The sequence below is a fragment of the Sulfurimonas sp. genome, assembly GCF_023228785.1.
GTDB lineage: Bacteria > Campylobacterota > Campylobacteria > Campylobacterales > Sulfurimonadaceae > Sulfurimonas.
Genome location: NZ_JALOAN010000011.1, coordinates 30,857 through 57,631, shown reverse-complemented (window position 1 = coordinate 57,631; position 26,775 = coordinate 30,857). Strand labels below are relative to the sequence as shown.

26 protein-coding genes are annotated in these 26,775 nt (G+C 35.8%); 15 read left to right on the top strand and 11 right to left on the bottom strand.

What is annotated here, in order from left to right; all coding sequences use genetic code 11:
* Window positions 1–43: 43 nt before the first annotated feature.
* From rsmG to M0Q24_RS04400, 4 genes are read left to right on the top strand one after another with little or no spacing between them, the layout of a single operon-like run.
* The gene (rsmG, locus tag M0Q24_RS04415) at window positions 44–622 is read left to right on the top strand and encodes a 16S rRNA (guanine(527)-N(7))-methyltransferase RsmG (protein WP_295047798.1); all 579 of its coding nucleotides are present in this window, start codon (window positions 44–46) and stop codon (window positions 620–622) included.
* Window positions 622–828 carry a PP0621 family protein gene (locus tag M0Q24_RS04410; RefSeq protein ID WP_295047796.1) on the top strand — a complete coding sequence of 69 codons (207 nt, stop codon included), beginning with the start codon at window positions 622–624 and terminating at the stop codon, window positions 826–828. The genes rsmG and M0Q24_RS04410 overlap by 1 nt, the downstream gene beginning before the upstream one ends.
* A complete protein-coding gene (locus M0Q24_RS04405; RefSeq protein ID WP_295047794.1) occupies window positions 828–1,220 on the top strand; it encodes a hypothetical protein in 393 nt (130 codons plus the stop codon). Before M0Q24_RS04410 ends, M0Q24_RS04405 begins: the two co-directional genes overlap by 1 nt.
* A gap of 5 nt (window positions 1,221–1,225) precedes the next feature.
* On the top strand, window positions 1,226–1,756 hold the full coding sequence (locus tag M0Q24_RS04400; RefSeq protein WP_295047792.1) for an NlpC/P60 family protein: 531 nt from the start codon (window positions 1,226–1,228) through the stop codon (window positions 1,754–1,756).
* 222 nt (window positions 1,757–1,978) lie between these two features.
* On the opposite strand, the gene M0Q24_RS04395 is transcribed toward M0Q24_RS04400, so the two are convergent.
* The gene (locus M0Q24_RS04395) at window positions 1,979–2,980 is read right to left on the bottom strand and encodes an alanine racemase (protein ID WP_295047828.1); all 1,002 of its coding nucleotides are present in this window, start codon (window positions 2,978–2,980) and stop codon (window positions 1,979–1,981) included.
* A gap of 16 nt (window positions 2,981–2,996) precedes the next feature.
* Here M0Q24_RS04395 and M0Q24_RS04390 point away from each other — a divergent pair, with 16 nt between their 5' ends.
* Window positions 2,997–3,995, top strand: a complete 999-nt coding sequence (locus M0Q24_RS04390; protein ID WP_295047790.1) for an agmatine deiminase family protein — start codon at window positions 2,997–2,999, stop codon at window positions 3,993–3,995.
* Here M0Q24_RS04390 and M0Q24_RS04385 read toward each other — a convergent pair.
* The gene (locus M0Q24_RS04385; protein ID WP_295047788.1) at window positions 3,942–4,109 is read right to left on the bottom strand and encodes a hypothetical protein; all 168 of its coding nucleotides are present in this window, start codon (window positions 4,107–4,109) and stop codon (window positions 3,942–3,944) included. The two genes, M0Q24_RS04390 and M0Q24_RS04385, sit on opposite strands and share 54 nt — an antisense overlap.
* A gap of 93 nt (window positions 4,110–4,202) precedes the next feature.
* On the opposite strand from M0Q24_RS04385, the gene M0Q24_RS04380 reads away from it, so the two are divergent.
* From M0Q24_RS04380 to M0Q24_RS04365, 4 genes are all read left to right on the top strand, one after another.
* A complete protein-coding gene (locus M0Q24_RS04380; protein ID WP_295047786.1) occupies window positions 4,203–6,158 on the top strand; it encodes a TonB-dependent receptor in 1,956 nt (651 codons plus the stop codon).
* Between the two features lie 396 nt (window positions 6,159–6,554).
* A complete protein-coding gene (ispG, locus tag M0Q24_RS04375) occupies window positions 6,555–7,616 on the top strand; it encodes a flavodoxin-dependent (E)-4-hydroxy-3-methylbut-2-enyl-diphosphate synthase (RefSeq protein ID WP_295047784.1) in 1,062 nt (353 codons plus the stop codon).
* Window positions 7,616–10,093, top strand: a complete 2,478-nt coding sequence (gene dnaB, locus M0Q24_RS04370) for a replicative DNA helicase (RefSeq protein WP_295047782.1) — start codon at window positions 7,616–7,618, stop codon at window positions 10,091–10,093. Before ispG ends, dnaB begins: the two co-directional genes overlap by 1 nt.
* Before the next feature lies 1 nt (window position 10,094).
* Window positions 10,095–11,357, top strand: a complete 1,263-nt coding sequence (locus M0Q24_RS04365) for a ComEC/Rec2 family competence protein (RefSeq protein ID WP_295047780.1) — start codon at window positions 10,095–10,097, stop codon at window positions 11,355–11,357.
* On the opposite strand, the gene M0Q24_RS04360 is transcribed toward M0Q24_RS04365, so the two are convergent.
* Genes M0Q24_RS04360 through M0Q24_RS04350 form a run of 3 tightly spaced genes read right to left on the bottom strand, consistent with a single transcriptional unit; the run spans window position 11,244 to window position 14,304 of the window.
* Window positions 11,244–12,140 carry a YihY family inner membrane protein gene (locus tag M0Q24_RS04360; protein ID WP_295047779.1) on the bottom strand — a complete coding sequence of 299 codons (897 nt, stop codon included), beginning with the start codon at window positions 12,138–12,140 and terminating at the stop codon, window positions 11,244–11,246. The two genes, M0Q24_RS04365 and M0Q24_RS04360, sit on opposite strands and share 114 nt — an antisense overlap.
* 9 nt (window positions 12,141–12,149) lie before the next feature.
* Window positions 12,150–13,535, bottom strand: coding sequence for an FAD-linked oxidase C-terminal domain-containing protein (locus M0Q24_RS04355; protein ID WP_295047777.1), 1,386 nt, complete (start codon window positions 13,533–13,535; stop codon window positions 12,150–12,152).
* Window positions 13,528–14,304, bottom strand: a complete 777-nt coding sequence (locus tag M0Q24_RS04350; RefSeq protein ID WP_295047775.1) for a plasminogen-binding N-terminal domain-containing protein — start codon at window positions 14,302–14,304, stop codon at window positions 13,528–13,530. The genes M0Q24_RS04355 and M0Q24_RS04350 overlap by 8 nt, the downstream gene beginning before the upstream one ends.
* Window positions 14,305–14,401: 97 nt before the next feature.
* Between M0Q24_RS04350 and M0Q24_RS04345 the strand changes: the two genes are divergently transcribed.
* Entirely contained in the window at window positions 14,402–15,598 is a 1,197-nt protein-coding gene (locus tag M0Q24_RS04345) for a peptidoglycan DD-metalloendopeptidase family protein (RefSeq protein ID WP_295047773.1), read from the top strand.
* Here M0Q24_RS04345 and M0Q24_RS04340 read toward each other — a convergent pair.
* From M0Q24_RS04340 to M0Q24_RS04330, 3 genes are all read right to left on the bottom strand, one after another.
* Window positions 15,595–17,442 (bottom strand): primosomal protein N', encoded by a 1,848-nt coding sequence (locus M0Q24_RS04340; RefSeq protein WP_295047772.1) that lies wholly within the window; start codon window positions 17,440–17,442, stop codon window positions 15,595–15,597. The genes M0Q24_RS04345 and M0Q24_RS04340 overlap by 4 nt on opposite strands.
* A gap of 8 nt (window positions 17,443–17,450) precedes the next feature.
* Window positions 17,451–17,900 carry a type II secretion system protein gene (locus M0Q24_RS04335; RefSeq protein WP_295047770.1) on the bottom strand — a complete coding sequence of 150 codons (450 nt, stop codon included), beginning with the start codon at window positions 17,898–17,900 and terminating at the stop codon, window positions 17,451–17,453.
* Between the two features lie 189 nt (window positions 17,901–18,089).
* Window positions 18,090–18,521 carry a type II secretion system protein gene (locus M0Q24_RS04330; protein WP_295047768.1) on the bottom strand — a complete coding sequence of 144 codons (432 nt, stop codon included), beginning with the start codon at window positions 18,519–18,521 and terminating at the stop codon, window positions 18,090–18,092.
* Between the two features lie 205 nt (window positions 18,522–18,726).
* On the opposite strand from M0Q24_RS04330, the gene flgB reads away from it, so the two are divergent.
* The 4 genes from flgB to M0Q24_RS04310 all read left to right on the top strand — a co-directional run bounded on the left by flgB (window position 18,727) and on the right by M0Q24_RS04310 (window position 21,916).
* On the top strand, window positions 18,727–19,158 hold the full coding sequence (gene flgB / locus M0Q24_RS04325) for a flagellar basal body rod protein FlgB (protein ID WP_295047766.1): 432 nt from the start codon (window positions 18,727–18,729) through the stop codon (window positions 19,156–19,158).
* Window positions 19,159–19,252: 94 nt separating this feature from the next.
* Window positions 19,253–19,744: a flagellar basal body rod protein FlgC gene (gene flgC, locus M0Q24_RS04320; protein WP_295047764.1), complete on the top strand. Its 492-nt coding sequence runs from the start codon at window positions 19,253–19,255 to the stop codon at window positions 19,742–19,744.
* 36 nt (window positions 19,745–19,780) lie between these two features.
* On the top strand, window positions 19,781–20,086 hold the full coding sequence (gene fliE, locus M0Q24_RS04315; protein ID WP_295047762.1) for a flagellar hook-basal body complex protein FliE: 306 nt from the start codon (window positions 19,781–19,783) through the stop codon (window positions 20,084–20,086).
* 75 nt (window positions 20,087–20,161) lie between these two features.
* Window positions 20,162–21,916 (top strand): penicillin-binding protein 2, encoded by a 1,755-nt coding sequence (locus M0Q24_RS04310; RefSeq protein ID WP_295047760.1) that lies wholly within the window; start codon window positions 20,162–20,164, stop codon window positions 21,914–21,916.
* Between the two features lie 17 nt (window positions 21,917–21,933).
* On the opposite strand, the gene M0Q24_RS04305 is transcribed toward M0Q24_RS04310, so the two are convergent.
* The gene (locus M0Q24_RS04305; RefSeq protein ID WP_295047758.1) at window positions 21,934–22,944 is read right to left on the bottom strand and encodes a hypothetical protein; all 1,011 of its coding nucleotides are present in this window, start codon (window positions 22,942–22,944) and stop codon (window positions 21,934–21,936) included.
* Window positions 22,945–23,218: 274 nt separating this feature from the next.
* On the opposite strand from M0Q24_RS04305, the gene M0Q24_RS04300 reads away from it, so the two are divergent.
* Window positions 23,219–24,019 carry a hypothetical protein gene (locus M0Q24_RS04300; RefSeq protein ID WP_295047756.1) on the top strand — a complete coding sequence of 267 codons (801 nt, stop codon included), beginning with the start codon at window positions 23,219–23,221 and terminating at the stop codon, window positions 24,017–24,019.
* On the opposite strand, the gene M0Q24_RS04295 is transcribed toward M0Q24_RS04300, so the two are convergent.
* On the bottom strand, window positions 24,016–26,016 hold the full coding sequence (locus tag M0Q24_RS04295) for a penicillin-binding protein 1A (protein ID WP_295047754.1): 2,001 nt from the start codon (window positions 26,014–26,016) through the stop codon (window positions 24,016–24,018). The genes M0Q24_RS04300 and M0Q24_RS04295 overlap by 4 nt on opposite strands.
* Complete coding sequence (locus tag M0Q24_RS04290; RefSeq protein ID WP_295047752.1) at window positions 26,013–26,702, bottom strand: ATP-binding cassette domain-containing protein; 690 nt, start codon at window positions 26,700–26,702, stop codon at window positions 26,013–26,015. The genes M0Q24_RS04295 and M0Q24_RS04290 overlap by 4 nt, the downstream gene beginning before the upstream one ends.
* Window positions 26,703–26,775: the final 73 nt, after the last annotated feature.

Below are 26,775 nucleotides of genomic sequence, written 5' to 3'. Positions count from 1 at the left end.
TCCATTTAAACTTATGCTAAAATGTCTCTTTTAAAGGATTTTTGTGGATTTGAAAGCTACTCTCTCTTACGATAACATCACGCTACCTGATAACTTTTTTTACAATGTACAAAAGTATAAAGAACTTCTTTTTAAGTGGAACAAGGTTCATAACTTAACAGGTGCAAAAGGTGAAAAAACTATAGATGAGTTTATCTATGATGCAGTTTTTCCTATCTCTTTTTTACCACCTGCTAAAACTCTCCTAGATATAGGAACGGGTGCTGGTTTTCCTGGTATGATTTTAGCTTTTGCCTTACCAAACACACAAGTAACTTTAGTTGAACCATTAGCAAAAAGAGCTAGTTTTTTACAGTTTGTAAAGGCTGATTTGAAGCTTCTTAATGTTAAAGTTGTTAAAAAAAGAGTCGAGCAGATGGATAGCGAGATCTTCGATATTGTAACTTCAAGAGCAGTTACAGATACAAAGATGCTATTAGATCTGAGTAAAAACTTTAGAGATGAAGATTCAAAACTACTCTTTTACAAAGGTGAGAGAGTTTACGATGAAGTAGATCCAAGCCTCAAACACAAGGTCATAAAGACTAAAAATAGACACTATTTACTCATAGGAGAAGACTAATGCAATGGATTTTAGTTATTGTACTTATCGCAGTTGTGTACTTTGTATTTATCAAAAAAAAGCCACAAGTAAAACATAATAAAAAAGACTCCCTAGCAAACGATATGGTGAGTTGCGAACAGTGTGGGATCTACTGTGAAGTAGATGATACGATTATCAGTAACAACAAATACTACTGCTCACAAGAGTGTTTAAAGAGGTCATAATGTTTATATTTGGTCATAGATTTATCGATAGTGTAAACTTTTATCATACACAAAATATAGATGCTATAGATAATACTCCGTCAAACTCTACTATCTATTTAGACTTTAGTGAAGACAATTTAGAGATCATAAACTACTGCAAAGCAAACGAGATAAGCTTAGCTGTAGGAGTAGAAGATATAAGAGAACTTATCTATGCATCTTCACTTGGAGCTTCTTTTATTTTAGTGCAAAAAGAGCTGGCTTCTACTGCCACGCGCATTGCAAATAACTATCTATTTGATGCAAAAATTTTAGTTCACATAGAGGATGAAGATGAGATCGAAGAGTTGGCAATTTTGGGCGTAGATGGAGTGATATTTTCAACTGCCATCATAAAAACTAACTCTTAAATGTCATGTTAAAGTGTCTCGTTTTTGTAGTCGTGTCTACTTTTTTACTTAGTGGGTGCTCTACAAGAGGGATAAGCAAAACTCCTAGCACAACTAGCGCCAACAAAGCCATAAAATTAACAAATACAAAAAAAGCATCCCCAGAGTATAAGCCAAGCCAACAAAACTGGATAACCATAGCTCTCTATGAAGAGTATAAAAAATGGTATAGAACACCTTATGAATATGGCGGTTTTGACACAAGCGGGCTTGACTGCTCATCACTTATACAAAACATCTACAAAGATGCTTTTAACATAGATCTACCACGAACTACAAAGTATCAAGCTAAAACAGGTTATCTTGTGAGTAGAGCTTCAGTAAGAGAGGGAGATTTGGTGTTTTTTAAGACTGGATTCAAACAGAGACATGCTGGAGTGATTATAGAAAAAGATAAGTTTATCCACACTTCAACAAAAAGGGGAGTTAGCATCTCAAGTCTAAATAACCCTTATTGGAAAGATAAATACTGGCAAGCAAGAAGAATCTTACCATAAAAGATCTCACGGAGTTGCAAATTTTACATCTATCTGGCTCCCATGCTCCGCGTGGGAGTCTATATATATACTATAATCCAGACATATATGAATTCCAACGCAGAGCATTTGAACTAGAGAATTCAAACGCAGAGCATTGGAACTAGAGAAGCTCAACTACTCCGTCATTTCACTCTTAAACACTCCGTCATTGCGGGCTTGACCCGCAATCTCATTAGGGTTTTAAACTATCCATCTTTTTATATAACTCTTTAGTGATGTTAAAATTTCATAGCTTATTGTATCAGCCTGTTTTGCTGCAACTCTTGCATCATCAAATATTAAGATCTCATCTTTATCAGTTAAAAATGAGCTGTTATCCATAGAGATAGTTCCAACCTGTCTTTCACCGTTTGGAGCTACAAACTTGTTAGATAAACATCTTAAAAATCCATCACCATAACCAAAATCATAGTTTGAGACTACTAAATCTTCTTGTGCCACAAATCTTCCACCATAACCTACTCTTTGGGATTTTTTAAGCTCTCTTGTAGATATCTTTTTAGCATATAGACTAAGGACTGGCTTTAGTTCGTCACTGCCCTCTAAACAGCCATAAGATACGATGCCAACTCTTGCCATATCCTCATCAAAACTCTCACTTCTAAAGAGAGATGCTGAGTTTGCTGAGTGAAACCTAAGCGGTTCTACCTTAAACTCCTCTGCTAAAGCTTTTGCCTCTTTTTTTACTCTTTTAAAATTGTCATTTTGCCAAAACCACTCACTTGTTAATTCATCAGCAGATCTGTGATGAGTAAAAACACCTTCTAAGATAAGTCCTGCTTTTTTTATCCTCAAAAATGCTTCACGAAGCTCACTTGAGAGAACTCCATTTCTATGCATTCCGCTATCTACTTTTAACTCAACTAAACTATTTTTTGGAAAATTCTCTATAGAGTCAAGAGAGTTTATGGTGTATCTTACTTTTTTACTTGCAGAGTTTGGAATCTCGCCTAACACCAAGATATATTCAAAAAAATCCTCAACTCTTTTAGCATCTTCGCAACTGCGAACTACTGCTTTTTTGATACCATACTCTTTTGACATTTCTGCCATCTCAAGAAGTCCGTGTCCATACGCGTTATCTTTTAAAACTATTGCTATTTTATCTTTGCTTTTGGTTCGTTTTGAGATAATGTCGAGGTTATGAAAAAAATTGTTTTTATTTAAAATTATATAAGCCATAAGGAAATTATACACTATGAAGAGCCTAATAGCAGAGTTTGAAGAACAAAGTTTTACACAAATTATATTTCCACATAAAAATAGCGACTGGTCTCTTTATCTAGATGAATCCGAGATCTGCTTTATAAATATCATAAACGCTATTAAAAAGTATCAAAATGTTCTTATAATTTGTCACGATATAGAAGAAGTTAAGAAGCATTTTATAGATCTAGAAAATCTATTTTTTCTAGAGTATGAGACAAACGACACTTGGGCTAGAGATTGCTCGGCTCTTACTATAAAAGATAACTATGAGATTAAACTTCTTGATTTTTCATTTAACGCTTGGGGAGGAAAGTTTGACTCTCAAAAAGACAATCTTATGAGTAGAAGCATCTCTAAGATCTACGGTGCAAAACTTCAAACTATTGACTTTGTTCTTGAGGGTGGTGCAGTTGAGAGCAATGGAGATGGCATCATTCTTACAACCTCAGCTTGCATGTTAAACAAAAACCGCAATCCACATCTAAGCAAAGAGCAGATCACACAAAAACTAAATGAATTTTTTGGATCACATAAGATCTTGTATCTAAATCACGGCTACTTAGCAGGTGACGACACGGACTCTCACATAGATACTCTAGCACGCTTTATAAGCAGAGATAGCATCATCTATGTTAAGTGCGAAGATGAGAGTGATGAGCACTTTAGTGAGTTAAAACTTATGGAAGATGAGTTAAAAGCTTTTGCAAAAGAGCACAACTTTAAGCTTATAGCTCTACCTATGAGTGATGCCATATACTTTGAAGAAGAGAGACTTCCAGCTACTTATGCAAACTTTTTGTTTGTAAATGGGGCAGTTATAGTTCCTACATATGGTGTTAAGCAAGATACTGAGGCTTTAGAGATTTTTAGAGATACCTTTAGAGACAGAGAGGTTGTAGGAGTTGACTGTCTAACTCTTATAAAGCAACACGGATCACTTCACTGTGTGACCATGAACTTCGCTCGTGGAGTTACTCTCACTAACTAAAGATGCTTTATCTTCTTGCTCTAACATCGCCATTCCACTCATGATAAGGTAAGTAGCAAGTCCAAAGCCCAAGGCTATTAAAACTACTCTTTTTATTTTTTCAATTTTATTCATGGCGAAATTTTAACAACAATTAATTAACAAATTAACACTCTTTTAACAATGTTTTTATATCATTTGCTAATTTAAACATTTAAGGAAAGTTTTATGAAGAAGATTATCCCTCTATCTCTAATAGCTATTGCATCTCTTGTGGCAAATGAAGTTCAACTTGCACCCATTAGTGTAGAGTCGACTGTTATCACAGAAGTTAGCCAAAATGCGCAGGTCTCAGCTGACTTAGCAGAGGCACTAAGTAATAGTGTACCTAGTATAGATATGAGTCGCCGTAGTGGCATTGCAAATGATGTTTTTATCCGCGGGCAAAAAAGAGACAACATCTCTGTAGATGTCGATGGAACTAAAGTTTTTGGAGCATGTCCAAATAGAATGGATCCACCAGTCTCACACATTATTACAAGCCAGATTGACTCTGTAGAAGTTATAGAAGGTCCTTATGATGTAGAGAACTTTGGAACTCTAAGCGGTGGCTTAAAGATCAAAACAAAAAAACCTACAAAAGATTTCAAAGGTCAAGTTGATTTAGGAGTTGGAAGCTGGAACTATAAAAAAATTGGAGCTACTTTTAGTGGAGGAAATGACATAGTTCGTGTTTTAGTAAGTGGTTCAAGTGAAACAAGTGACCAATACAGAGATGGAAATGGCGATACTATAGCTGGACAAGTGAAAAAGAATGCACCGGTACCTAACCAGTTTCAAACAAAATATGAAGATATTCCCGCATATAAAAAAAGAAGTATCATGGCTAAGGCATTTGTAAATGTCACAGAGGACCAAGAACTTCAGCTAAGTGCTACAAGAAACCAGAGCGATGATGTTCTTTATGGAAACTCAAAGATGGATGCAGCATATGATGATTCAAATATCTATAGCGTAGCTTATGATATAAAAAATATTAGTGATATCTATAAAGATGTAAACTTGCAGTATTACTACTCTAATGTGGATCATCCTATGGATACAAAGTACAGAAATAGTGGCACTATGATGTATATGACAAACCACTTAAAAACAACAATGAAAGGCTTGAAGCTTAAAAATAACTTTGATATAAATAGCTTTAAACTTTTAGTTGGACTTGATGGAAGTAAAAGAACCTGGGAAGGTGAAAAATATGGGACCAATGCAATGACTACTATTGAAGGTCCACACTCCATTAGCTTAACTCACACCGAGACAAAAAATAGTGCTATTTTTGCAAAACTAAATAAAGAGTATGGATCTTTTGGTTTTAGCCTTGGAGCAAGATATGATTCTACAGATATTGATCCTAGCGATATAGCTTTGAAATCAAATGATTACAGCGCTTTTAGTGCAAACCTAATGACTACTTATAACCTTAACAAAGAGAATAAAATCTTCTTAGGTGTTGGTCAAGCTTCTCGTGTTCCTGATGCTAGAGAGCTCTATATGCCAGGAAGTGGAAATGCTAACTTAGATCAAACAACAAACACAGAAGTTGATTTAGGATATGAAATTGACAATAGTTCATTTAAGTTCAAGATCAAAGGGTTTTACTCGATGTTAGACGACTATATTTATCTAAAAAAAGGAGCTACTTTTCAAAATATTGATGCAACAGTTTATGGTGGTGAGTTAAGTGCTTCTTACTATGCGACTGATGATATTACTATAGATGCTGGCGTCTCTTATAAAAAAGGTGAAAAAGACAAAGCTATAATTGGTCAAACTGATAAAGACTTAGCAGACATGGCACCTCTTAGAGGAACGCTTGCTCTTAACTATGAATATATGAGTAATAGCATCGCTAAAATTGAAGTACAAGCTTCTGATAAATGGAGTGATTATGATAAAGACAATGGCGAACAAAGACTTAGTGCTTGGACAGTTTTAAACTTAAAAGTAAAACACGCTGTAAGCAAAAACTTTGACTTTACTTTAGGAATAAATAATCTATTTGACAAAGCTTATGCAAAAAGTAACACATATACTGACTTAACACTTCTTACTGCCGGAGTAGACACTATGCTTTTAAACGAACCAGGAAGATATGTTTACACAAACTTATCATTTAAGTTTTAATACAAACCCATCATTGAGGACTTGATCTTTCCACCACTTCAGGCTTGATCTTTCCGTCATTGCAACTTGACTTCTCCGTCATTGCAACCTAACTTCTCCGTCATTGCGGGCTTGACCCGCAATCTCATCAGGATTTTATAATTTATGTACCTTTTCAAAACCCATGAGATCCTGAATCAAGTTCAGGATGACGATATTATATATTGCAACCTAACTTCTCCACCACTTCAGGCTTAACATCTCCTCCACTTCAGGCTTAACATCTCCGTCATTGCGGGCTTGACCCGCAATCTCATCATGGTTTTAAAAAAGCTACAACTACAAACAAAACATCTAAGCAAAATATTCTCACTCTCCTTTATAATGTTTTTATACCAAAGTGGCTAAAATCACTACATGATAAACAGAGTAAAAACTAAACAGATTTTCGTAGGAAATGTAGCAATTGGCGCGGATGCACCAATATCTACACAGTCTATGACATTTTCTAAAACTTCCGATGTAAAAAGCACGGTTGAACAGATAAAAAGACTTCATTTTGCAGGTTGCGATATAGTTCGTTGTGCCGTTCCAGATATTGAGGACGCTCTTGCACTTAGATCCATAAAAGAGCAGATCGAACTCCCTCTTGTTGCAGATATCCACTTCAACTATAAACTCGCTCTCATTGCCGCAGAAGTTGTAGACTGCATCCGCATAAACCCTGGTAATATTGGCTCAAAAACAAGGGTTGCTGAAGTTGTAAAAGCTTGTCAGGCTCGTGGTATTCCTATACGTATAGGTGTAAATGCAGGCTCACTAGAGAAAGAGTTTTTAAACAAGTATGGACAAACCGCTAAAGGGATGGTAGCATCTGCAGAGTACAACATCAAATACTTAGAAGATCTTGGTTTTTCAGATATTAAGATCTCCCTAAAAGCGAGCGATGTGCAAAGAACAGTAGAAGCATATAGAATGCTTCGACCAAAAAACAACTACCCTTTTCACTTAGGTGTAACAGAGGCTGGAACTCTATTTCACGCAACGGTAAAGAGTTCTATAGGCTTAGGTACTCTTTTGCTCGATGGCATTGGTGATACTATGCGAGTCTCTATTACAGGAGAGCTTGAAGAGGAGATAAATGTAGCTCGTGCAATACTCAAAGATAGCGGTGCAATGCCAGATGGACTAAATATTATCTCTTGTCCAACTTGTGGTCGTATAGAAGCAGATCTTGTCTCTGCAGTGGCTGAAATAGAAAAAAGAACAGCACATATAAAAGCTCCCCTAAATGTCTCTGTTATGGGTTGTGTGGTTAACGCCATAGGAGAAGCCGCTCACGCCGATGTAGCCATCGCTTATGGAAAAGGGAAAGGTCTAGTAATGGTAAAAGGTGAAGTTGTAGCAAACTTAGATGAGAGAGAACTTGTAGATAGATTTGTAGACGAAGTAGAGAAAATGGCAAAGGAGTCAAAGTAGTGCAAGACAACCTATACAACTTAGCATTTGAGAGAAGTATTTTAAGCTCTATTGTTTTTGAGCCACAACAGTTTGATGATTTAAGTGTTGCCCTTAAGAAAGAGGATTTTTACCTTCCTGCTCATCAAGATATCTTCTCATCAATGTTAAACTTGCTTCAAAAAGATCAACCCATAGATGAAGAGTTTCTCAAAAAAGAACTTATAAAGATAAAGAAGTTCGATGAACAAGTTATGCTTGAGATCCTCTCTGCAAACCCCATCTCAAACACAAAAGCCTATGTAGATGAGATAAAAGACAAGTCACTAAAACGCCATCTTTTAACACTTACAACTGAGATCAAAAGAGTAACAGTAGAAGAGGAACTCCCCTCTGCTGAAGTTATAGATATAGTAGAGAAAAAACTATATGAGATAACTCAAGACAACCAAACAAGCGACTTTAAAGATTCTCCCCAGATGACTCGCGAAACTATGGAGTACATCAACGAGATGAAAGCCCGCGGAGACACCGTACTAGTTGGTGTTGATACAGGTTTTCATGAACTAAACAAGATGACTACAGGTTTTGGTAAAGGTGACTTAGTTATCATCGCAGCAAGGCCTGCGATGGGCAAATGTTTGGGTAAAGGCACAAAAGTTCTAATGTACGATGCAACACTTAAAAATGTAGAAGATATAAAAGTGGGCGACCAACTCATGGGAGATGACTCAACTCCAAGAACCGTTCTCTCACTTGCCCGCGGTCGTGAGAAGATGTACTGGGTTCGCCAAAATAAGGGAATCGACTACCGTGTAAATGAATCTCATATACTCTCACTAAAGAGAAGTAGAAACGAGGGGAAACATAAGCATGGAGAAGTTTTAAACATAGAAGTCAGAGACTACAACAAAAAGTCTAAAAAATTTCACTCAAACTATAAAGGCTACAAGGTTGCAGTTGATTTTAAAAAGCAAAAGCTAGATATTGAGCCTTACTTTCTAGGTCTTTGGCTCGGCGATGGGCATAGTTCAAGCGTAAATATTACAACTACAGACAAAGAAGTCATAAATTACTTAAATCTCTATGCAAAAAAACTAGGACTGCAAGTCACAAAGCAGGTAGCAAAGGATAGATGCCCTGTTTATGGTATCACATCTGGAGAGAGGGGGATTTCTAAACATAAAGATATCTCACTGCAGAAAAAACTAAGAGCTTTGGGAGTTTTAAACGATAAACACATCCCTCATCGCTACCTCCAAAATTCTAAAACAAACAGGCTTGAGCTCTTGGCTGGGATCTTAGATAGCGATGGATATTATGATGAGAAGTTTAATGTTTTTGAGATTGTACAAAAAGATGAAAAGCTAACAAGAGAGATAAAGTTCTTAGCTGACTCTCTAGGCTTTAGAGTCTCACTAAAAATAAAACAAGCAACAATTAAAGAGATCAACTACTCTTGTGATGTTTACAGACTTAGAATTGTTGGTGATTTGGATAAAATTCCAACAAAGATAAAGAGAAAAAAAGCTAGAAAATTAGTTGCAAAGAGAGACTTTAAGCATACTGGCATAAAGGTTGAATATGACAAAATAGATGATTACTACGGTTTTACCATCGATAAAAATCATCTATTTTTACTAGAAGATATGACAGTCACACACAACACTTCTTTTATACTAAACACCGTAAATTCTCTTATTATGAAGTCAAAAGGTGTCGCTTTTTTCTCACTAGAGATGCCAGCTGAACAGTTAATGTTAAGACTTCTCTCTATTCAAACCTCCATTCCTCTTCAAAAACTCCGTGTTGGAGATATAACTCCAGATCAAGACAAGTCTTTGATGAGTGCCATAGCTAATATGGACTCAGCAAAACTCTTTGTAGATGATCAAGGAAGTATAAATATAAATCAACTTCGCTCAAAACTCAGAAAACTAAAAAACCAACATCCAGAGATTGAAATTGCAGTTATCGACTACCTTCAAATTATGCAAGGCGTTGGAAACCAAGATAGACACTTGCAAGTCTCTGAGATCTCGCGTGGACTTAAGATGCTAGCTCGTGAGTTAAACATGCCCATAGTCGCACTCTCTCAACTTAACCGTGGACTTGAAGCAAGAAACGATAAGCGACCAATGCTTAGTGACATTCGTGAGTCTGGATCTATAGAGCAAGATGCTGACATTATTTTGTTCGTTTATCGTGATGATGTTTACCTCTACAAAGAAGAAAAAGAGAGAGAGAAGGCTGCTAAAGCTGATGGTAAAGAGTTTATCTCTGAGTATGTAGAAAAAGAAGAAGAAGATGCTGAGATCATTATTGGTAAGCAGAGAAATGGTCCAACTGGTCATGTTAAACTTGTTTTTCAAAAAAAGCTTACTCGTTTTGTAGATGTTCAGCCAAAAGCCATCATTACAACTTACGAGCACATAGATACAAAGTCTGCTAATGTTGACTTTGGAGAGAACTCATCCATAGAGATGCCGACACTCTAAGATGGCACTAGAGAGAGTTGAGCTTTTTAAGTATAAAGAGTTTCTCTCCTTTTTGCTTATCTCTCTTTTTATACTTAGCTACTCACTTCTTATAGAGTACCAAAACTATAAAAAACTTACTCGTTTTAACTCTGCTATTGTAGAAGTAAAGGTTTTAAAGCAGTATGAAAAAACAAAAAACTCTCGAACATACCAAGTCTTAAAACTAAAAACTGATGATTCACTTATTTTTTATACGGGGGCTAGAAAGAGTTTTGAAGATGTTTTACATAAAAGACTCACACTTGAGATCTACGCTAAAGAAGTCTCCTTTTATAACTATTTAACTACTTTTTACGCTTACTCAAAAGTTCAAACTATCCACGAAGAAGTGACCTTAAAACAAAAGTTAAACTCCGCTGTTGCAGAACAACATCAAGATCCAGATATTGCAAACATCTATCAAGCTCTCTTTAGTGCTACTCCTCTTAACTACTCACTTATAAAGAGTTTCTCAAACCTTGGAGTCTCGCATCTTCTAGCCATTAGTGGTTTTCACTTAGGAGTTCTTAGTGCCATTTTATTTTTTTTAGTAAAGCCCCTATATAGTTTTGCACAAGATAGATACTTTCCCTACAGAAATGCTAAAGCAGACATCTTTGTCTTTGTAGCTTTTGTACTTCTACTTTACCTAAACTTTTTAGACTCTCCAGCCTCTTTACTTCGTGCCTTTGTAATGCTTGTTATAGGCTTTGCTCTTTACGACAGAGGTATTAAAATTGTCTCAATGCAGACACTTTTGCTTACCATTATTTTAATCTTGGTATTTTCTCCTAGACTCTTTTTCTCGCTTGGTTTTTGGCTCTCGGTATCTGGAGTATTTTTTATATTTTTATTTCTCATCCACTTTAAACATCTTCACAAAGTTTGGCAGTTTCTCCTAATCCCCATCTTTGTATACATCACAATGTTACCACTATCTTTAGTAATCTTTTCAAACTTTAGCATATATCATCCGCTTTCAATTCTTTGGACTTCGCTTTTTACTATCTTCTATCCGCTTAGTATTGTTCTGCATATTGTAGGGTTTGGAGGTTTGCTGGATCCTGCCTTAGTGAGTTTGATCTCACTTGGTAACTCTGAGCAGAGTGTAGAAATTGGCTATATTTGGTTAGTTTTTTACGCTCTCATCTCGCTCATTAGTGTTTTTTATAAGAACTTCATCTGGCTTACTTTTTTTGTTAGCATCTCTTTTTTTATATACGCGATCTATCATATAACATAGCTTTAACCCATATATAAAGATGATCCATGAGACATAGATCCATAAAAATAAAAACATCATAATTGCAAAAGATCCATACATAGTCGTGTAAGCTTTGTTGTAAAAAACATACTCTATAAAGACATTTTTAGAGATGCTAAAGACTCCAGCTATTATAAACGAACTAATGAGTGAAGCTTTTGGGTTTATCTTTGTATTTGCTCCGATCTGAAAGATGAGAAAAAATAGAGCCCAGATAATAACATATGGAATAAAAGGCATAATATTCATATGTGCAGTGTAAGTGTTTGAGGACATCATAATGGCAAGTTGAGCGGTGATATAAAAAGATGCACCAAGAGCTATAGGTGTGAGAGTAAGCATTGTCCAGTAGGTTGTGACTGACTCCCAAAGAGTTCTAGGTTTTGCATGAAAGATTTTGTTTGCGATGTATTCAAAGTTTTTGAAAAAAAGTAGTGAAGCAACTAAGATCATAACAAGACCAATAGTCCCCATTTTTGCAGAATTTTTCAAAAACCCATCAATGTGTCCCATGACAGCTTCAGAATTAACTGGCATAAGGTTTGAAAATATAAAAACTTTTATAGTCTCATAATGCTCCTCAAAACTAGGCAGTGAAGTCAAAAGTGTCAGCATAATAAGCAGAAGTGGAATAATGGTAAAGATAGTATAGTAACTTAGACTTGCGGCAAAAAGAGTTAACTCTTTATCAATAAATGTACTTATAAAAAATTTTATATGTCTATAGATATATTTAAGAGTTATCTTTTTGCCATCAAACATGAATAATCTTTAGTTTAAACCCATTTTAGCAGGGTTTAAAATATTGTTAGGATCAAACGCTTTTTTTATAGACTTAAAAAGATTCATCTCTTCATCACTAAAAGCCATCTTCATGTAAGGTGCTTTTGCAAGTCCAATTCCATGCTCTCCACTTAGAGTTCCACCTAGATCTATAGTCGCTTGAAAGACTTCTTCTATGGCTTTGTAAGCAATTTCAACTTGTGCAGGATCGCTTCCATCTACCATCACATTTGTATGTACATTTCCATCGCCCGTGTGACCAAAACATGGTATGTTTATTTGGTATTTGTCGGCTATGGCGTAAAATCTCTCAAGAAGTTCGGGTAGAGCAGATCTTGGTACTGTTACATCTTCATTTAGTTTCTTACTTCCATAAACACTAAGTGATGGAGATGCATTTCTTCTTGCAAACCAGATATCAGCCGCTTCTGCTTTATCTTTAGCAATTCTAAACTCACTACATCCATTCTCACGAAAAACTTTCTCAATTTGTGAAAGTTGAAAGTTTAGATCTTCTTCTAAATTTCCATCAACATCAGTCACTAAAAGTGCACCAGCATCAATTGGAAGTCCCTTTTTATAAGTTTGTTCAACCGCTCTTATGGTTAAGTTGTCTAAAAACTCCATAGCAACAGGTGTGATCCCGCTCGCCATTGTTTTATAAACTGCTTCCATTGCATCTTTTACAGTCGGAAATATCCCCATCGCTGTCTTAGTTAACTTTGGTTTTGGAATTAGTCGCAGAGTTATCTCACTTAAAACCGCTAAAGTTCCCTCAGATGCAATCAAGATGCCACTTATGTTATAACCCGCTACATCTTTTATGGTTCTTTTTCCAGCTTTAATGATATCGCCATTTGGTAAAACCGCGCGAGTTGCCATCACATAATCTTTTGTAATACCATACTTTGCAGCTCTCATGCCACCAGCATTTTCACTTACATTTCCACCAATACTAGAATAATCTTGAGATGCAGGATCTGGCGGATAAAAGAGTCCGACCTCTTCTACTGCTTTTTGTAGGTCCATATTTATCACACCAGGCTGAACAATGGCTACCATATTTTTCATATCTATCTCTAAGATCTTATTCATATGCTTCTCCATAGCTAAGACTATGCCACCGCTACTTGGAAGCGCCCCACCTGTAAAACCGCTTCCAGCCCCACGAGGAACTATGATAATTCTGTGCTCATTACAATATTTTAAAATTGCACTAATATCATCTTCATTTCTTGGAAATATTACAGCATCAGGCTCAAAATGCTCTCTTGTAGCATCATATGAGTAAGCGATAAGATGTGCTTTATCACTATAGATATTCTCTTGTGTGACAATACTCGCAAGATGTTCTAAGTGTTTTTTATCAATCATTGTCAACCTTTGTGTTATATTTTTTTATCAATCTCTCAAGCTCTTTGTTATCTGGATTTGCCTTGGATAAAAGCTCATAGTAGTGAGGCTCGTAAGATTTCAACTTACTACTCCCCTCTCCCCACCATGCTGCATCTATCTCCTCGACTCTAGTATAAAAAGGAAGCTGAGTCTCTTCTTGCTTAAGAGAAGCATCTGTGATGTTTAAAATTTTAAAACTCTTTGCATCTAGTGTAAAAAGTTTTTCATCTAAGTAGATAAAAACTAACCCCACTGAAGTTGCTATAGAGAACTTTGTAAAGTCTTCCCTTAGAGGAGTTGGATGACCATTAAAAGATAGTGTAGTTGCAAAAAGGTCAGTATGCACCCATTGCAATTTTTTTACACTTCTAGTTACCCTATGATATATATCTTCATTTGGTGCTATTAAAAGTCCTCTTGTGTAACCAAAAGCGAGTATTGCCTCATCTCCAGCACTCACACTCCACTTTCCACTTGGAAGAGCATTATTTCTTAGAGCATCGAAAGTCGACATATCTAGAGTTGCTATCTTAGAGTCTTTATCATAAGAACTAACAACAATGTTTTTAAGTATTATACTTTGTTCACTGCTAACTTTGTGAACTATAAACCCACTCATACCAACATCTATCTTATCTATCTTAATGGTTGCTTGCGAGTTTTGCTCATCAACACTTACAATAGGCGACTTTACAACCCCAGCAAAAGTTTGTAAAACTAAGAACATGACTAAAAATATATACTTCATAAACTCTCTTTTTTTTAAATAATAGTGGAGTGATTATATCTTAACTAAGCCAATTTTTGATAAGGTTACGAAATATTTTTTTATAGGTTATTACTAAATGATACGATTTTTTCTACTTCTAATACTTACTACTACACTCTTTAGCGCTCAAGTAGAGCGCTTTAGATGGATCAAAGATGAAACTTATCTTATTTTCTTAGAAAAGCACAATCTTCCAACTTTTAGGCTTTACTATGGACTTGACAAAGATGATCAGGAGTTAACAGAGGAGATGAGAGCAGGCGTTAACTGTCAAATTCTCAGAGATGATGAAGGAGCTATACAGCAGGCTCTTTTGCCTCTAAATGATGAACTACAAGTCCATATATATAAACACAATGATGAGTATAATTTTGAAGCCATTCCTATCATCAGTGAGACAAAAACAGAGTCTTTTACACTCACTATAAACAACTCTCCATACTACGACATCATCAAGGAAACAGGTTCAAAAAAGCTAGCTCAGATCTTTGTCTCAAACTTTAAAAACTCACTAAATTTCAAACGAGATCTAAGAAAAGGTGACACTCTTGTAATGATCTATGATCAAAAATATCGTCTTGGTCGTCCATTTTCTATGCCTACTCTAAAAGCTGCGATGATAGAGATGCGAAAGAAAAAGAACTTTATATATTTAAATGATGATGAGAGATATTATGACGCAAAAGGTCATGAAGTTGAGGGCTTTTTACTAGCTCGACCTGTCCAAGCTACAAGGATCTCTTCTTACTTTACAAAAAGAAGATATCATCCTATTTTAAAAAAGTGGAAGGCTCATTTAGGCATCGACTATGCGGCTAGACCTGGCACACCTATAATCGCTGCTGGAAGTGGAACTATAGCTCATGCAGCTAGACTTGGAAGTTATGGAAACCTTATAAAAATCCGCCACGCAGATGGATATGAGACTAGATATGCACATTTAAAATCTTTTCGTAGAGGCATTCATAGAGGAAAGTATGTAAAAAAAGGTCATACTATCGGCTATGTAGGAAGTACTGGTCGCTCTACTGGTCCTCATCTTCACTTTGAACTTAGAAAACACGGTGTTGCCATAAACCCTCTAAATGTAGTCCAAGTGACAACTAAAAAGCTAAAAGGCAAAGGGTATGATGCTTTTGTTAAGCTCAAAGAGAATTTCGATCAAAGTATAGAGCTACACCTAAGCAACCAAACAAAGTATACAAAACCTCCAAAAAAAGAGAGTGTTTGCTACTTTAAAAATGGTGGATCTTGTGTGGTTGAAGAGCTTTAAGAAAATTCTATAGGATCCATATCAACCTCAGCTAGTGCTACTTTACACGACTTTATAGCTCTTATGATATTTGTGCTTTTATCTGAGCGTAAAAGTATCTCAAACCTATATTTATCTACGACTCTCTCTAGGGCACACTTGCCAAAACCAACTATCTCAATATCTCTTATCTTAGAGAGACCTTCTAACATTTTATGCATCTCATCTTGTGCTTTTATCCCATTTTTATGTGAGAACAAAATGCGACAAAGTTTTTTGTATGGTGGGTAGAGTCCTTCTCTAAAACTTTTCTCTTCTTCTAAAAAAGCGTCATAATTGTCTATAAACTTACTAAAAAAATCTTCATTAAATGTTTGAACTAAAACCTTTGCATCTTTTGCCCGTCCACTTCGCCCAGAGACTTGAATGAGCGATGAAAGAGCATTTTGTCTAGCTCTATAGTCACTCATATTTAACATATTGTCAAGTCCTAAAACCACAGCTAATGTAACTCCGTGGTAGTCGTGTCCTTTACTTAGCATCTGAGTTCCAACAAGTATGCTTGTCTCTTGTGTGTTAAACCTCTCTAGTGCATCTTTGAGCTTTTTAGCGCTTGTTATTGCATCTCTGTCAAAGAGTTCTACTTTAACTTCACTAAACTTCTCTTGTATAACTCTTAGAGCTTCGGCAGTTCCTAGCCTTGAGTTTATTAAAGATCCACTCCCACACTTTGTGCAAACTTTGGGAATTGCTTGAGTAAAGTTACAATAGTGACACTTTAGAGCATTAGATTTTTCATGTATACTCATACCAACACTACAAAAAACACACTCACTACTAGCTCCACAACTCTGGCAAACCAAATACTTAAAATTTGCTCTAGTTGGTAGAAAAACTATAACTTGTTCTTTTGCTTGCAATGTTTTTTCAATCTGCTCAAAAACTAAGGGCGATAATTCCTCTTTTGATTTTTCATAAATAAACTCTTTTTTTGCACTAAAGTGAGTACCTTTTATTCTTGTATGAGGAAATTTTACAAATGAGTTAAGTGATGGAGTAGCACTTCCTAAAACGACACTAGAAGCAAAGAGTTTTCCCATGTAAATGGCAAGATCTCTTGCGTGGTAACGAGGTCTTGAAGAAGATTTATAGCTATCATCGTGTTCCTCATCTACAACTATAAGACCTAGATCTTTTATGGGTAGAAAAAGTGCAGATCTTGGTCCTGCTACTATTTTAGCACTTCCATCATATATCTTTGCAAGTGCTTTTTTCTTTTGAAGAGGGGTTAGTTTTGAGTGCCACATAACTGCGTCTTGCCCAAAGTGAGCTTCTAACCTTTTGTTCATTTGAGGAGTTAGTGAGATCTCAGGCATCAAAAAGATAGAGCGCCTTCCCTGTGCTATCATCTGCTGAAAATACTTCATATAGATCTCAGTTTTTCCACTTCCTGTATCTCCAAAGAGTAGAGAGGTTTTGTGTTGCTTTAAAAACTCTAGTGCATCTTCTTGTTTTTGTGAGAGGTTTATGGAGGATATTGGTTCCACCTCTTGTGAGGTGCAACGCTCTTGCAAGCTACTGTTAAACGGGATCATAATCCCCAAAGCCTCACCCAAAGAGCAGACATAGTAAGTAGAGATAAACTTTGCAAGATCTAACTGTTTTTGTGAGTAAAAAAACTCACTCACTTCCAAGATCTCCAAGGTTTTAAACTCAGGTTTTTCTTGCCTTTGTATAACCACACCACTAAGAGTTCTGTTTTGTAGTTTTACACTTACTTTTGTAGAAGTTACTATCTCTTGAAGTGAGTGGTATGTGAGTGGCTCAAGAGGAGAGCCGAGAAGTGAGATATTATAGTAGTGCAAAAAAATTTCTAGTCAACTAAGGCGTTACAGTTACCTGTACCTGTTGCACAATTAAAGATTCCAGTAGTTGAGTTATAGTCAAAAGTTGTAGGTGTCCCATCTACTGTGTATGTGTATTGTTTTCTATCAGTGTTAGCTACCACTGCCCAGTCTCCAGATCCAGTTCCACTCCTTATGCCATACATCAAAAGTGTTCTTCCATCACCATCGCCTGTAAAGAGAGTTATATCGTTAGCACTTAGTTTTGGTATCCAAGTGTTTATACCTCTTACAAGTTGAGTCTGTCTCTCGTTTACTATAGCAGATCTGATAGTAGCAACATCAGCACGACCAGATGCAATGTCCGCTTGTTCCTTTGTGCTCGCAAACCTAGGCAGAGCTACAGTAGCTAAAATCCCTAAGATTACGATAACAAATATCAACTCTATCATAGTAAAAGCATTTTTTGATTTTTGCATAAGGTATCCTTTAAAAAATATCAATTATTGTTAATAGATGATATTAGCATTTTTTAGTTTAAATTTTGGTTTTATGGGGTTTTGATTTGAGTATTATCTAGTTCCATCTCTCCTGAGGTGGAACTAGATAAGTCTATGTGTTGTTATGCATTCCATCTCGGGAGAGATGGAATGAGGGAAGAGAGTTTACTAGTTAGTTTTTACCCATTCCCAAGTAGGAGAAGATGTACGGTTACCATCAACAAAGTTTAAACTATAAGTACCTGCACCAAACCCAAATGTAGTTGCATTATTATCATTAAGATAAGCTGCACGAGTCTGATCCGCACTTGTAATAGCTTCCCCTAAACATTCTGGAGGAAAGTTTATTTGTCCTGCTACAGTTGTAGCTTTAGCAGCTGCATCAGCACCAGCAATCGCACCACCTGAACCATTTAGTAGTGAGTCTGACCAAAGTGCTGGTCCAACTGTACGATTTAGAGTCCCAACAAATGCTCCACACTTTCCAGCCTCAGCTTGCTCTGAGACACCGATAAATCTTGGAAGCGCTACCGCTGCCAAAATACCTAAAATAACGATAACGAAAATCAACTCTATCATTGTAAAACCAGCTCTTTTCATAAAGAACTCCTTAGCATAAAAAATGGGTTACACTAGTAACCGTAGAGAAGATTATGTGATAATAAGTATTAAATAATGCTTAAAAATAACAGTGACAATCTATATCTGTTTTTGTTGTTTATGATTCACATTGTAGAGACTTTTTTTGGAACTCTTTTTGCTTTATTTGCATTATATATAAAATATGAACTGCTAAGGAGTAAAAATGAGTATCCAAGTATCTCGCGCGCACGATATCGTAGATAAAGCACTTGATTATAGAGCTATTAGACAAGATATGATAGCTTCAAACATTGCAAATGCAGATACTCCTTTTTACAAACCTAGAGACATAAGTTTTCAAGATACACTTATGGCAAAAAAAGCAGAGATCTTTAACGATGAAAAAAACAAACTTGCCTTAGCTCAAACAAATGGATCACATATTCCACTCCACGAAGAGAGAGATACTAGTCGTGCTACAACATTTTATAGAGATGGACATATGGCTAGAAACGATGGAAACAGTGTAGATCTAGATGTTGAGACTACTGAGATGAGTAAAAACTCGGTCATGTTTAACGCGCTTGTTATGGCTAGAAAAAAGAGTTCTGGTATCTTTAACAGTGTTATAGAAGCATCTGCGAAAACAAGTTAATAATGCAAAGTATTAAATATCTCGCCAAAGGCGTAGCTTTAGTGACTGAAACTAACTTGGACTTGTTCAAGTTAGTTGAGAAAAAGGAGAATAAATGTCATTTTTAAATAGTTTTGATATCAGTGGTTATGGACTAAGTGCCCAAAGAGTTCGAGTAAATACTATCTCACAAAACATAGCAAATGCACAAACAACGAGAACCGAAGAGGGTGGACCATACAGAAGAAAAGAGGTTATCTTTAAAGCTATAGACTTTAATGAACACTTTAACAAAGCTCTAGGCGAGTCAACAAATAGTGCTAAATATGAAGATCCACTAGATGAGGGACATTTTGGCAAAAAGGTAAATCCTGCTATAATGAGCGTAGTTGTTGACAAGATCTCAAGAGATGACAGAGATCCAAAGATGAAATTTGATCCATCACATCCAGATGCAGATGCAAGTGGTTATGTTGCGTACCCAAATATTAATCCTGTTATCGAAATGGCCGATTTAGTAGAAGCGACTAGAAGTTATCAAGCAAATGTGGCTGCATTTGAGAGTTCAAAAGATATAGCAAACTCTGCTATATCTCTTCTGCAGTAGGCTTTAAATGAATAGTGCGTTAAGTAAGGATATAAAATGAGTGAATTTGGTAAAATAGAAGGACTATCAGGAACATCTACTGCTGAGCTTTTAAAACAAAAAGGCAAAGTAGATGGTGCTGGTGAAGCCTTTGCATCTCACTTAAAATCTGCTCTAAATGAAGTAAATGAGTATCAAGAAAAAGGTGAAGTGGCTCTTAGTGAAATGGCTACAGGTCAAGTAAAAGATCTTCATCAAGCTGCACTTGCTATTGGAAAAGCAGAAACTAGTATGAAACTTATGTTAGAGATCCGAAACAAAGCGTTAAGCGCTTACAAAGAGTTAGGAAGAACTCAACTATAAATATTTATTAAATTCTACTCTTTAGCACTACTTCAAAGTGCTATAATCTCTTAAAAAGAAATTCATGTGCAATCTATGAACAGTAAAACAAAAAGTAAAAAAATCTTTCTTCTTTACACACTTATTGCCATAGCTTTTTTGATCTTTTTAAGTGTTATGCTCCTGACAGTTCTAAAGCATCGTCACCTTCCATCTCTATATACAAAAGAGACATCAAAATCACAAAGAGGCTCTATCATAAGTGCAGATGGTTTTCACATAGCCACTACTCAAAAACTCTACAAAGCCGTTGTAAACACTCTCTACATAGATCCACAAAAGATGAATCTTTTTATAGAGCTATTTAGCATCTACTCAGGAATAGACTCTAAAGAGATTGAAAAAAAACTAAAAAATGCAAAAGGCTCAGTAGTTTTAAGCTACAACATTACAGAAAAAATGGCACAGTACCTAAAAAAACTCTCTTATGAACTTAGAAGATATGACGTTTTTGTTGAGAGAAAAAACCCTAAAACTGGATATGCAACACTTCACGGCTTAAATATAATCGAGAGTGGTGAGAGCAGAGAATATCCTTATGGCAATCTATTAACTCCAATCATCGGTTATCCGCATAAACAAGAAGAGGATGGATATACCTATATAAAAGGTGTAAAAGGGCTTGAGAAGAGATTTGAGCGAGCCTTAGCTCCAAGACAAGATGAGCTAAGACAAGGAAAAAGAGATGTAAATAGTTACATCATTTTAAACAAACAGAGCTTTTCAAAACCTCATATAAATGGACTAAATATTCAGTTAAATATACCAGTAGGTCTCCAGATCAGAGTTGAGCGAATGTTAGATGCCATGAAAATTCAGCTTGAAGCAAAAGAGATTATTTGTGCTGTGATGGATACAAAAAGCGCAAAAGTTATCACATTAGCTAGTTCAAACAGATACTTACCAAAGAGTATAAAAAGAAGTGATTATCCATCTCTAAATAGTGCAATGACTGAGTATAGTTTTGAGCCAGGAAGTGTTATAAAACCTATAACTTTTGCTCTACTTCTTGATAAAGGTTTAGTAAATCCTTACGACTTAGTAAATGGTCATAATGGTCGTTTTAAGATTGGTAGAAAAGTTATAACAGATGAGCATGATTTTGATTGGCTTAGTGCTGAGAATGTTATAGTTCACTCATCCAACATCGGTATAGCACAACTTGCACAAAAACTTAGTGGTGGCGAGTTTTATGAGGGTCTTCTTGATTTTGGATTTGCTAAAAAATCAACTCCTGACTTAGTTTATGAGAGACAAGGTTCCATTCCAAGTGCAAATCAATTAAATAACGAGATCTATAAAGCAACCTGCTCTTATGGATATGGAATGAATGCAAATCTAATGCAACTCATACGTGCATATAGTGCTTTTGACAACAATGGAAGAATAGTAACTCCAAAGATTGTAAGTAGTTTCGTAGATGCAAGAGGTCAGATAAAAAAGATTCCTAATGAAGAGCAGATCCAAGTTATAAAAAGTGCAACTGCCGATCGAGTTAAAAAAATACTTATAAAAACGGTAAATGAGGGAACTGGTAAAAAAACAAAAACTGAGGGGCTTATAGTTGGTGGAAAAACTGGAACTGCTCACATCGTTGAGGGTGGAGAATATGTTAACAGATACAACACCGCTTTTTTAGGATTTACTAATGATAGAGAGAAAAAATACACTATGGGCGTAATAGTAATAGAGCCAAAAAGTAGTCAGTTTGCCTCACAAACTTCCGTTTTGGTCTTTAAAAAAATCATAGATATTATGGTTGAAGAAGGCTATTTAACACCAAATCTTTAGCTTTTTCAAAAAAACCGTCATACCACTAAGTCTAACTCCTGAAATGTACCAACTCCTCCATTTTCTCTTAAGTAGATAGAACTCTCTCTTAATTGTGCTGTTGTTTTTGCATCAGATCCTATAAACTCAAAATCAGTTTTAGCACTTCCAAGATATAAAGCTCCAATACCTTTATCTTTTAGCGAATAAAGAGACTCTACACCATTTTCATCTTTAGTCCAAATAAGAAGTTTAGAGAAGATCTCATCACTCTCATCTATCCAACCATTTTTATCATCATCATAAGCTCTAAGTTCACTAAAACCATGACCACTTTTAGGACCAAAAAGTTCACTTCCATCGTTAATAATACCATCACTGTTTTTGTCTAATGCTAAAAACCCACTTCCAGATCCCACAAAAGAAAATTCATCACTCTTACCATCGAGATCTAAGTCAAAATTATGCTTAACACTACTGATGCTAACCATATCTGTGCCAAAATTTATAACAAGTGGATCTATAGCTGCATCGCCAGCTCTAAAGTTTATAGACTCATGTATAGTTATTTCACTCTTCATACTAAGCGCTACAGAGAAGTCTATTTTTCTTCCATCGGCAGTTTGTATATTTCCAGATGCACTAAAGCCTAGTTGCTCTTTTTTAGTCTCTGTTTTTTGGTATTGGTAATCTATGCCCCAACCTTGTAGTTCACTTGTAACCTCGCCATCTCCGCTTGGCAATATATCTTGTGGTTTTATAGCTTTTGCGAATGATACATCAAGTTTTTTTCCTGTTAACATCTCTATGGCTCGTACAATTGCCATAAGTTTTGGAGGAAGTTGCATCTCGCCTGACTCATCATCAATATTTAACTCTTTTGGCATAAAGTTTTTAAAATCTTTTGTTAATTCTAGTCTGTCTAATAGTTTAAATCTCTCTGGAGCATCTTCTTTTTTGTTCCACATTTCAAGTTTTTCATATTCTTGTATATCGTGACTCTTTTTATGACTACCAGAAAGAGATACATCTGAATGTAATATTTTCACAACTCATCCTTTAGTTTATGATACTTATATATCGACCAAAAAAATAAACAAGTAGCATCACTATCTTTACATTCATAGTCTCTTTTATGCACATATGAGATATAATCTCACAATTGAACCCTCTGATAATCTATCAAACTAGATTCCGTGTCAAGCACGGAATGACGGGACACGCGTCATCCTGAACAAGCAAACCGTCATCCTGAACTTGATTCAGGATCTAACTTAATAATTGTTCAGAGCATTCAATTTAAATTACCCTTTAGGATTTCTAATGTCAACAAGTAGCATTAAGCCCACAAATCACCGTGTTTACCCCTGTCCCAATGATAAAAAACCATCTCTTTTAAAACAAATAATCTCCCAAAATAAAGATAGTAAAATCATAATAGTAACTTCGCAAGATGCCTCTAGCATAAAAGAATCTCTAGCAGATGCAACTAACGCGCAAGTGCTAACTGATGATGCACTTTTTAAAGATGAATCCATAACATGTGATCTACTTATAAGCTTAGATCTACCTCAAAAAGCAATCCTTTACATAAAAAGACTCTCACATACAACTTCAAAAGCGATACTTATTTTAAATGAGAGCGAACAAAAGCTACTCTACCCTATAGAGACTCTTTTAGGTCGTGTTATAAAACAAGAGATAGTAGAAGGTTTTGAGTATGAGAAAATAGAAAAAAAAGAGACAAAACCAAAACAAAAACAGATGTCAAAACAAGATATAAAAGATGTGGCTAAAAAGAGATACGACGAGGGCACAAGAGATCCAAATGAGATAAAAAAAGAGTTTAAAAAACCCGAAGGCGATAAAAAATTTGACAAGCCAAGAAGAGATGATGACAAAGCTAAGCAGTGGGAAAAAAAGAAAAAATCACCAAACAAATTTTTAGGTAAAGATGAAAAAGGAAAAGCTCTTTTTTCAGGTAAAAGCGGAGAGAGAAACCATCGTCACGATGGATCTGCAAAAGAGAACTACGATGCACCTAAAAAAATAGGTAAAAAAATAAGCATAAAGTCACTCAAAAAACCTGAGGATAAAAAGCAAGAAGACAAAAAAGCTGATTAGAAGATAAGTTCTTCGTTAGCATCTGCTTTATTTTTTGCCCGTGGTGGTTTAGAGATATCACTAAAATACTCTTTTTTACCACCAATATCCACTTCAACTATCCCCTCTGGAGCTATAAACTTTCTCTGGATCTGAGGATATAGATCTAGCACACTTCTATAAAACTGAGCAAATGCAGGACCGGCAATCTTTCCACCTGTCTCCCATCTGTGCATTGGAGAATTATCATCATTTCCAAACCAAACAACAGTCTCTATAGTTGGCGAGTAACCTGCGAACCAGCCATCAACATTGTTGTTTGTCGTTCCTGTTTTTCCAGCTAGTTCTATACCACTTACTTTTGCTCTTCTACCTGTTCCACTTTGCACAACATCTCTTAAAATAGTAGTCATAATAAAGGCTTGTGTAGGTTCTGTTATAAACTTACTTTTTTGCTCTTTTTCATATATGGTGTTTGATTTTTGCTCTATTGAACTTATAAGATGAGGCTCTAATTGCATCCCACAATTTGCAAATGATGATAGATATTTTGCAAGCTCTAGCGGAGATAGAGAGATAGTTCCTAGTGAGATAGAAAGGTTTCTTGGAAGATTCTCAATACCAAACTTATCTAGTTCATCTAAGAGTTGATTGAGCCCTATCTCATTTACAAGGTTTATAGTCGCAAGATTATTTGAATGAACCAGAGCCTCTCTTAGGGAGATAAGTCCTTTATAGCTTTTGCCATAATTACTTGGACTCCATGTCAACTCTTCGCCATCTTTTTCATACTTATATGTTCTTGAGATATCTATTAGCTCGGTAGCCCCTGAGTATCCTAGGTCTATTGCCACTTGATATATAAAAGGTTTAAATGCAGATCCAGGTAGTCTCTTTCCTTGAGTAGCACGATTATATGATGATATCTTATAATCAACACTTCCAACAAGCGCCACAATATCCCCACTAGCAGAATCAAGAGAAACAATAGCACCATTAAGTACAGAGGTGTTTATATCATCAGATACTTCATACGATGGATTGGATTCCACGATCTTAGCTTCTCGTTCTTTATAGCCCTCTATCCTCTCTAAAGATTTATCATAAGCACTCTTTAGAGCCTCTCTTGCAGCTTCTTGGAGCCTTAAGTCTATAGTTGTATATATCTCATAACCGCCACTTTTCATATCATCAATACCTAGATCTGGCAATCGTCTTGCAACTTCATCAACTATAAAAGGCGCTTTGTTTTGTGTTAATGTATCATCATAAACTTTCGGGTTTTCTTCCATCGCATCTTTATAAGCACCTTCATCTATCCAACCCAAAGTGTGCATCCTCGATATTACACGATTGGCTCTACCCATTGAGATCTCATAATTTTTTGTAGGTGCATAAATGCTTGGTGCTTTTGGAAGTCCAACTAAAATAGCCATCTCTTTTAGTGTTAGATCACTTAGTTTCTTGTGAAAGTACCCATCAGCCGCTGTTTTTATACCATAATACCCATGTCCATAATAGATCTCATTTAGGTATCTCTCTAGTATCTCTTCTTTAGTTAAAACACGTTCTAATTTAAGTGCAAAAATCGCCTCTTTTATCTTTCTTGATAGTTTTTTCTCTCTCGTTAGAAGTACATTTTTAACAAGCTGTTGAGTAATAGTACTTGCACCCTCTACAGCCTTTCCAGCCTTTATAACTTTAATAGCTGCTCTGAAAATTGCATCTATATTTATACCAGGATGTTCAAAAAAAGTAGTATCTTCTATGGCGATAAGTGCTTCTATGGCTCTTGGTGGGATCTCTGCGAAGCTAGCATAATATCTATGTTTTTCATGAAAAATATTTGCGATTTTTTCACCATTTTTATCATAAATCCTAGTAGTAACATTTGGCTTATAATCAACTAACTCTGTTATGTCATAACTCTCTGCAGTTAAAAAATATCCTAAAACTATAAATGGAGATAAAAATCCAAGTAGCAAGATACTTAAAAAAATATTTCTAGCAATTCTCATCTTCTAAATTCCCTATTTGCAAAGTTTGCATCTATCAGTGTTTTTGTGTACTCTTGTTGTGGAGAAGCCAAAAGAGTTTTCATATCATTACTCTCTACAACTCTACCGTTTTTTATAACACAGATCTCATCACAAATAACTTTTGCTGAGTTCATATCGTGCGTCACAAAAAGCATCTTAAATCCATGCTTTTTTTGCAACTCTCTTAGTAGATCTAGGATCAAAACTCTAGTAGTAGGATCTAGTGCAGTTGTCGGCTCATCTAAGAGTATCAGCTTTGGATCTCTCTCTAGCGCCATAGCAATTACTACCCTTTGAAGCTGTCCACCTGAGAGTTCTGGAGCAAATCTCTCTAAGAGACTCTCTCCCAAATCAACCTGAGCAAAAAGCTCTTTTATCCTACTCTCATCCACAAAAAACTGTTTTTTTATCTTTGTTAGTGGAGAGAGTGCTGTAAAAGGATTTTGAGGCACAAAAGAGATATCTCTACCACCTTTTAACTCAAAATCTGCATCTGATTCTATAATGGATTCCATGGAAGATGGAAGCATCCCCAAGAGTGCTTTGAGTGTCAAACTCTTCCCACTGCCACTCTGTCCAACAAGTGCCAACGATGATGTGATGCTAAAGTTTATATCTACTAAGATCTTATCTTTGAGGCTAATATGCAGCTTGGATATTTTCATTGTGCTATTCTATCTTATTTCTTGTAATACTTCACTTACTCTGAGGGTAGTCGTGTATAAATCTCTCTCTCGC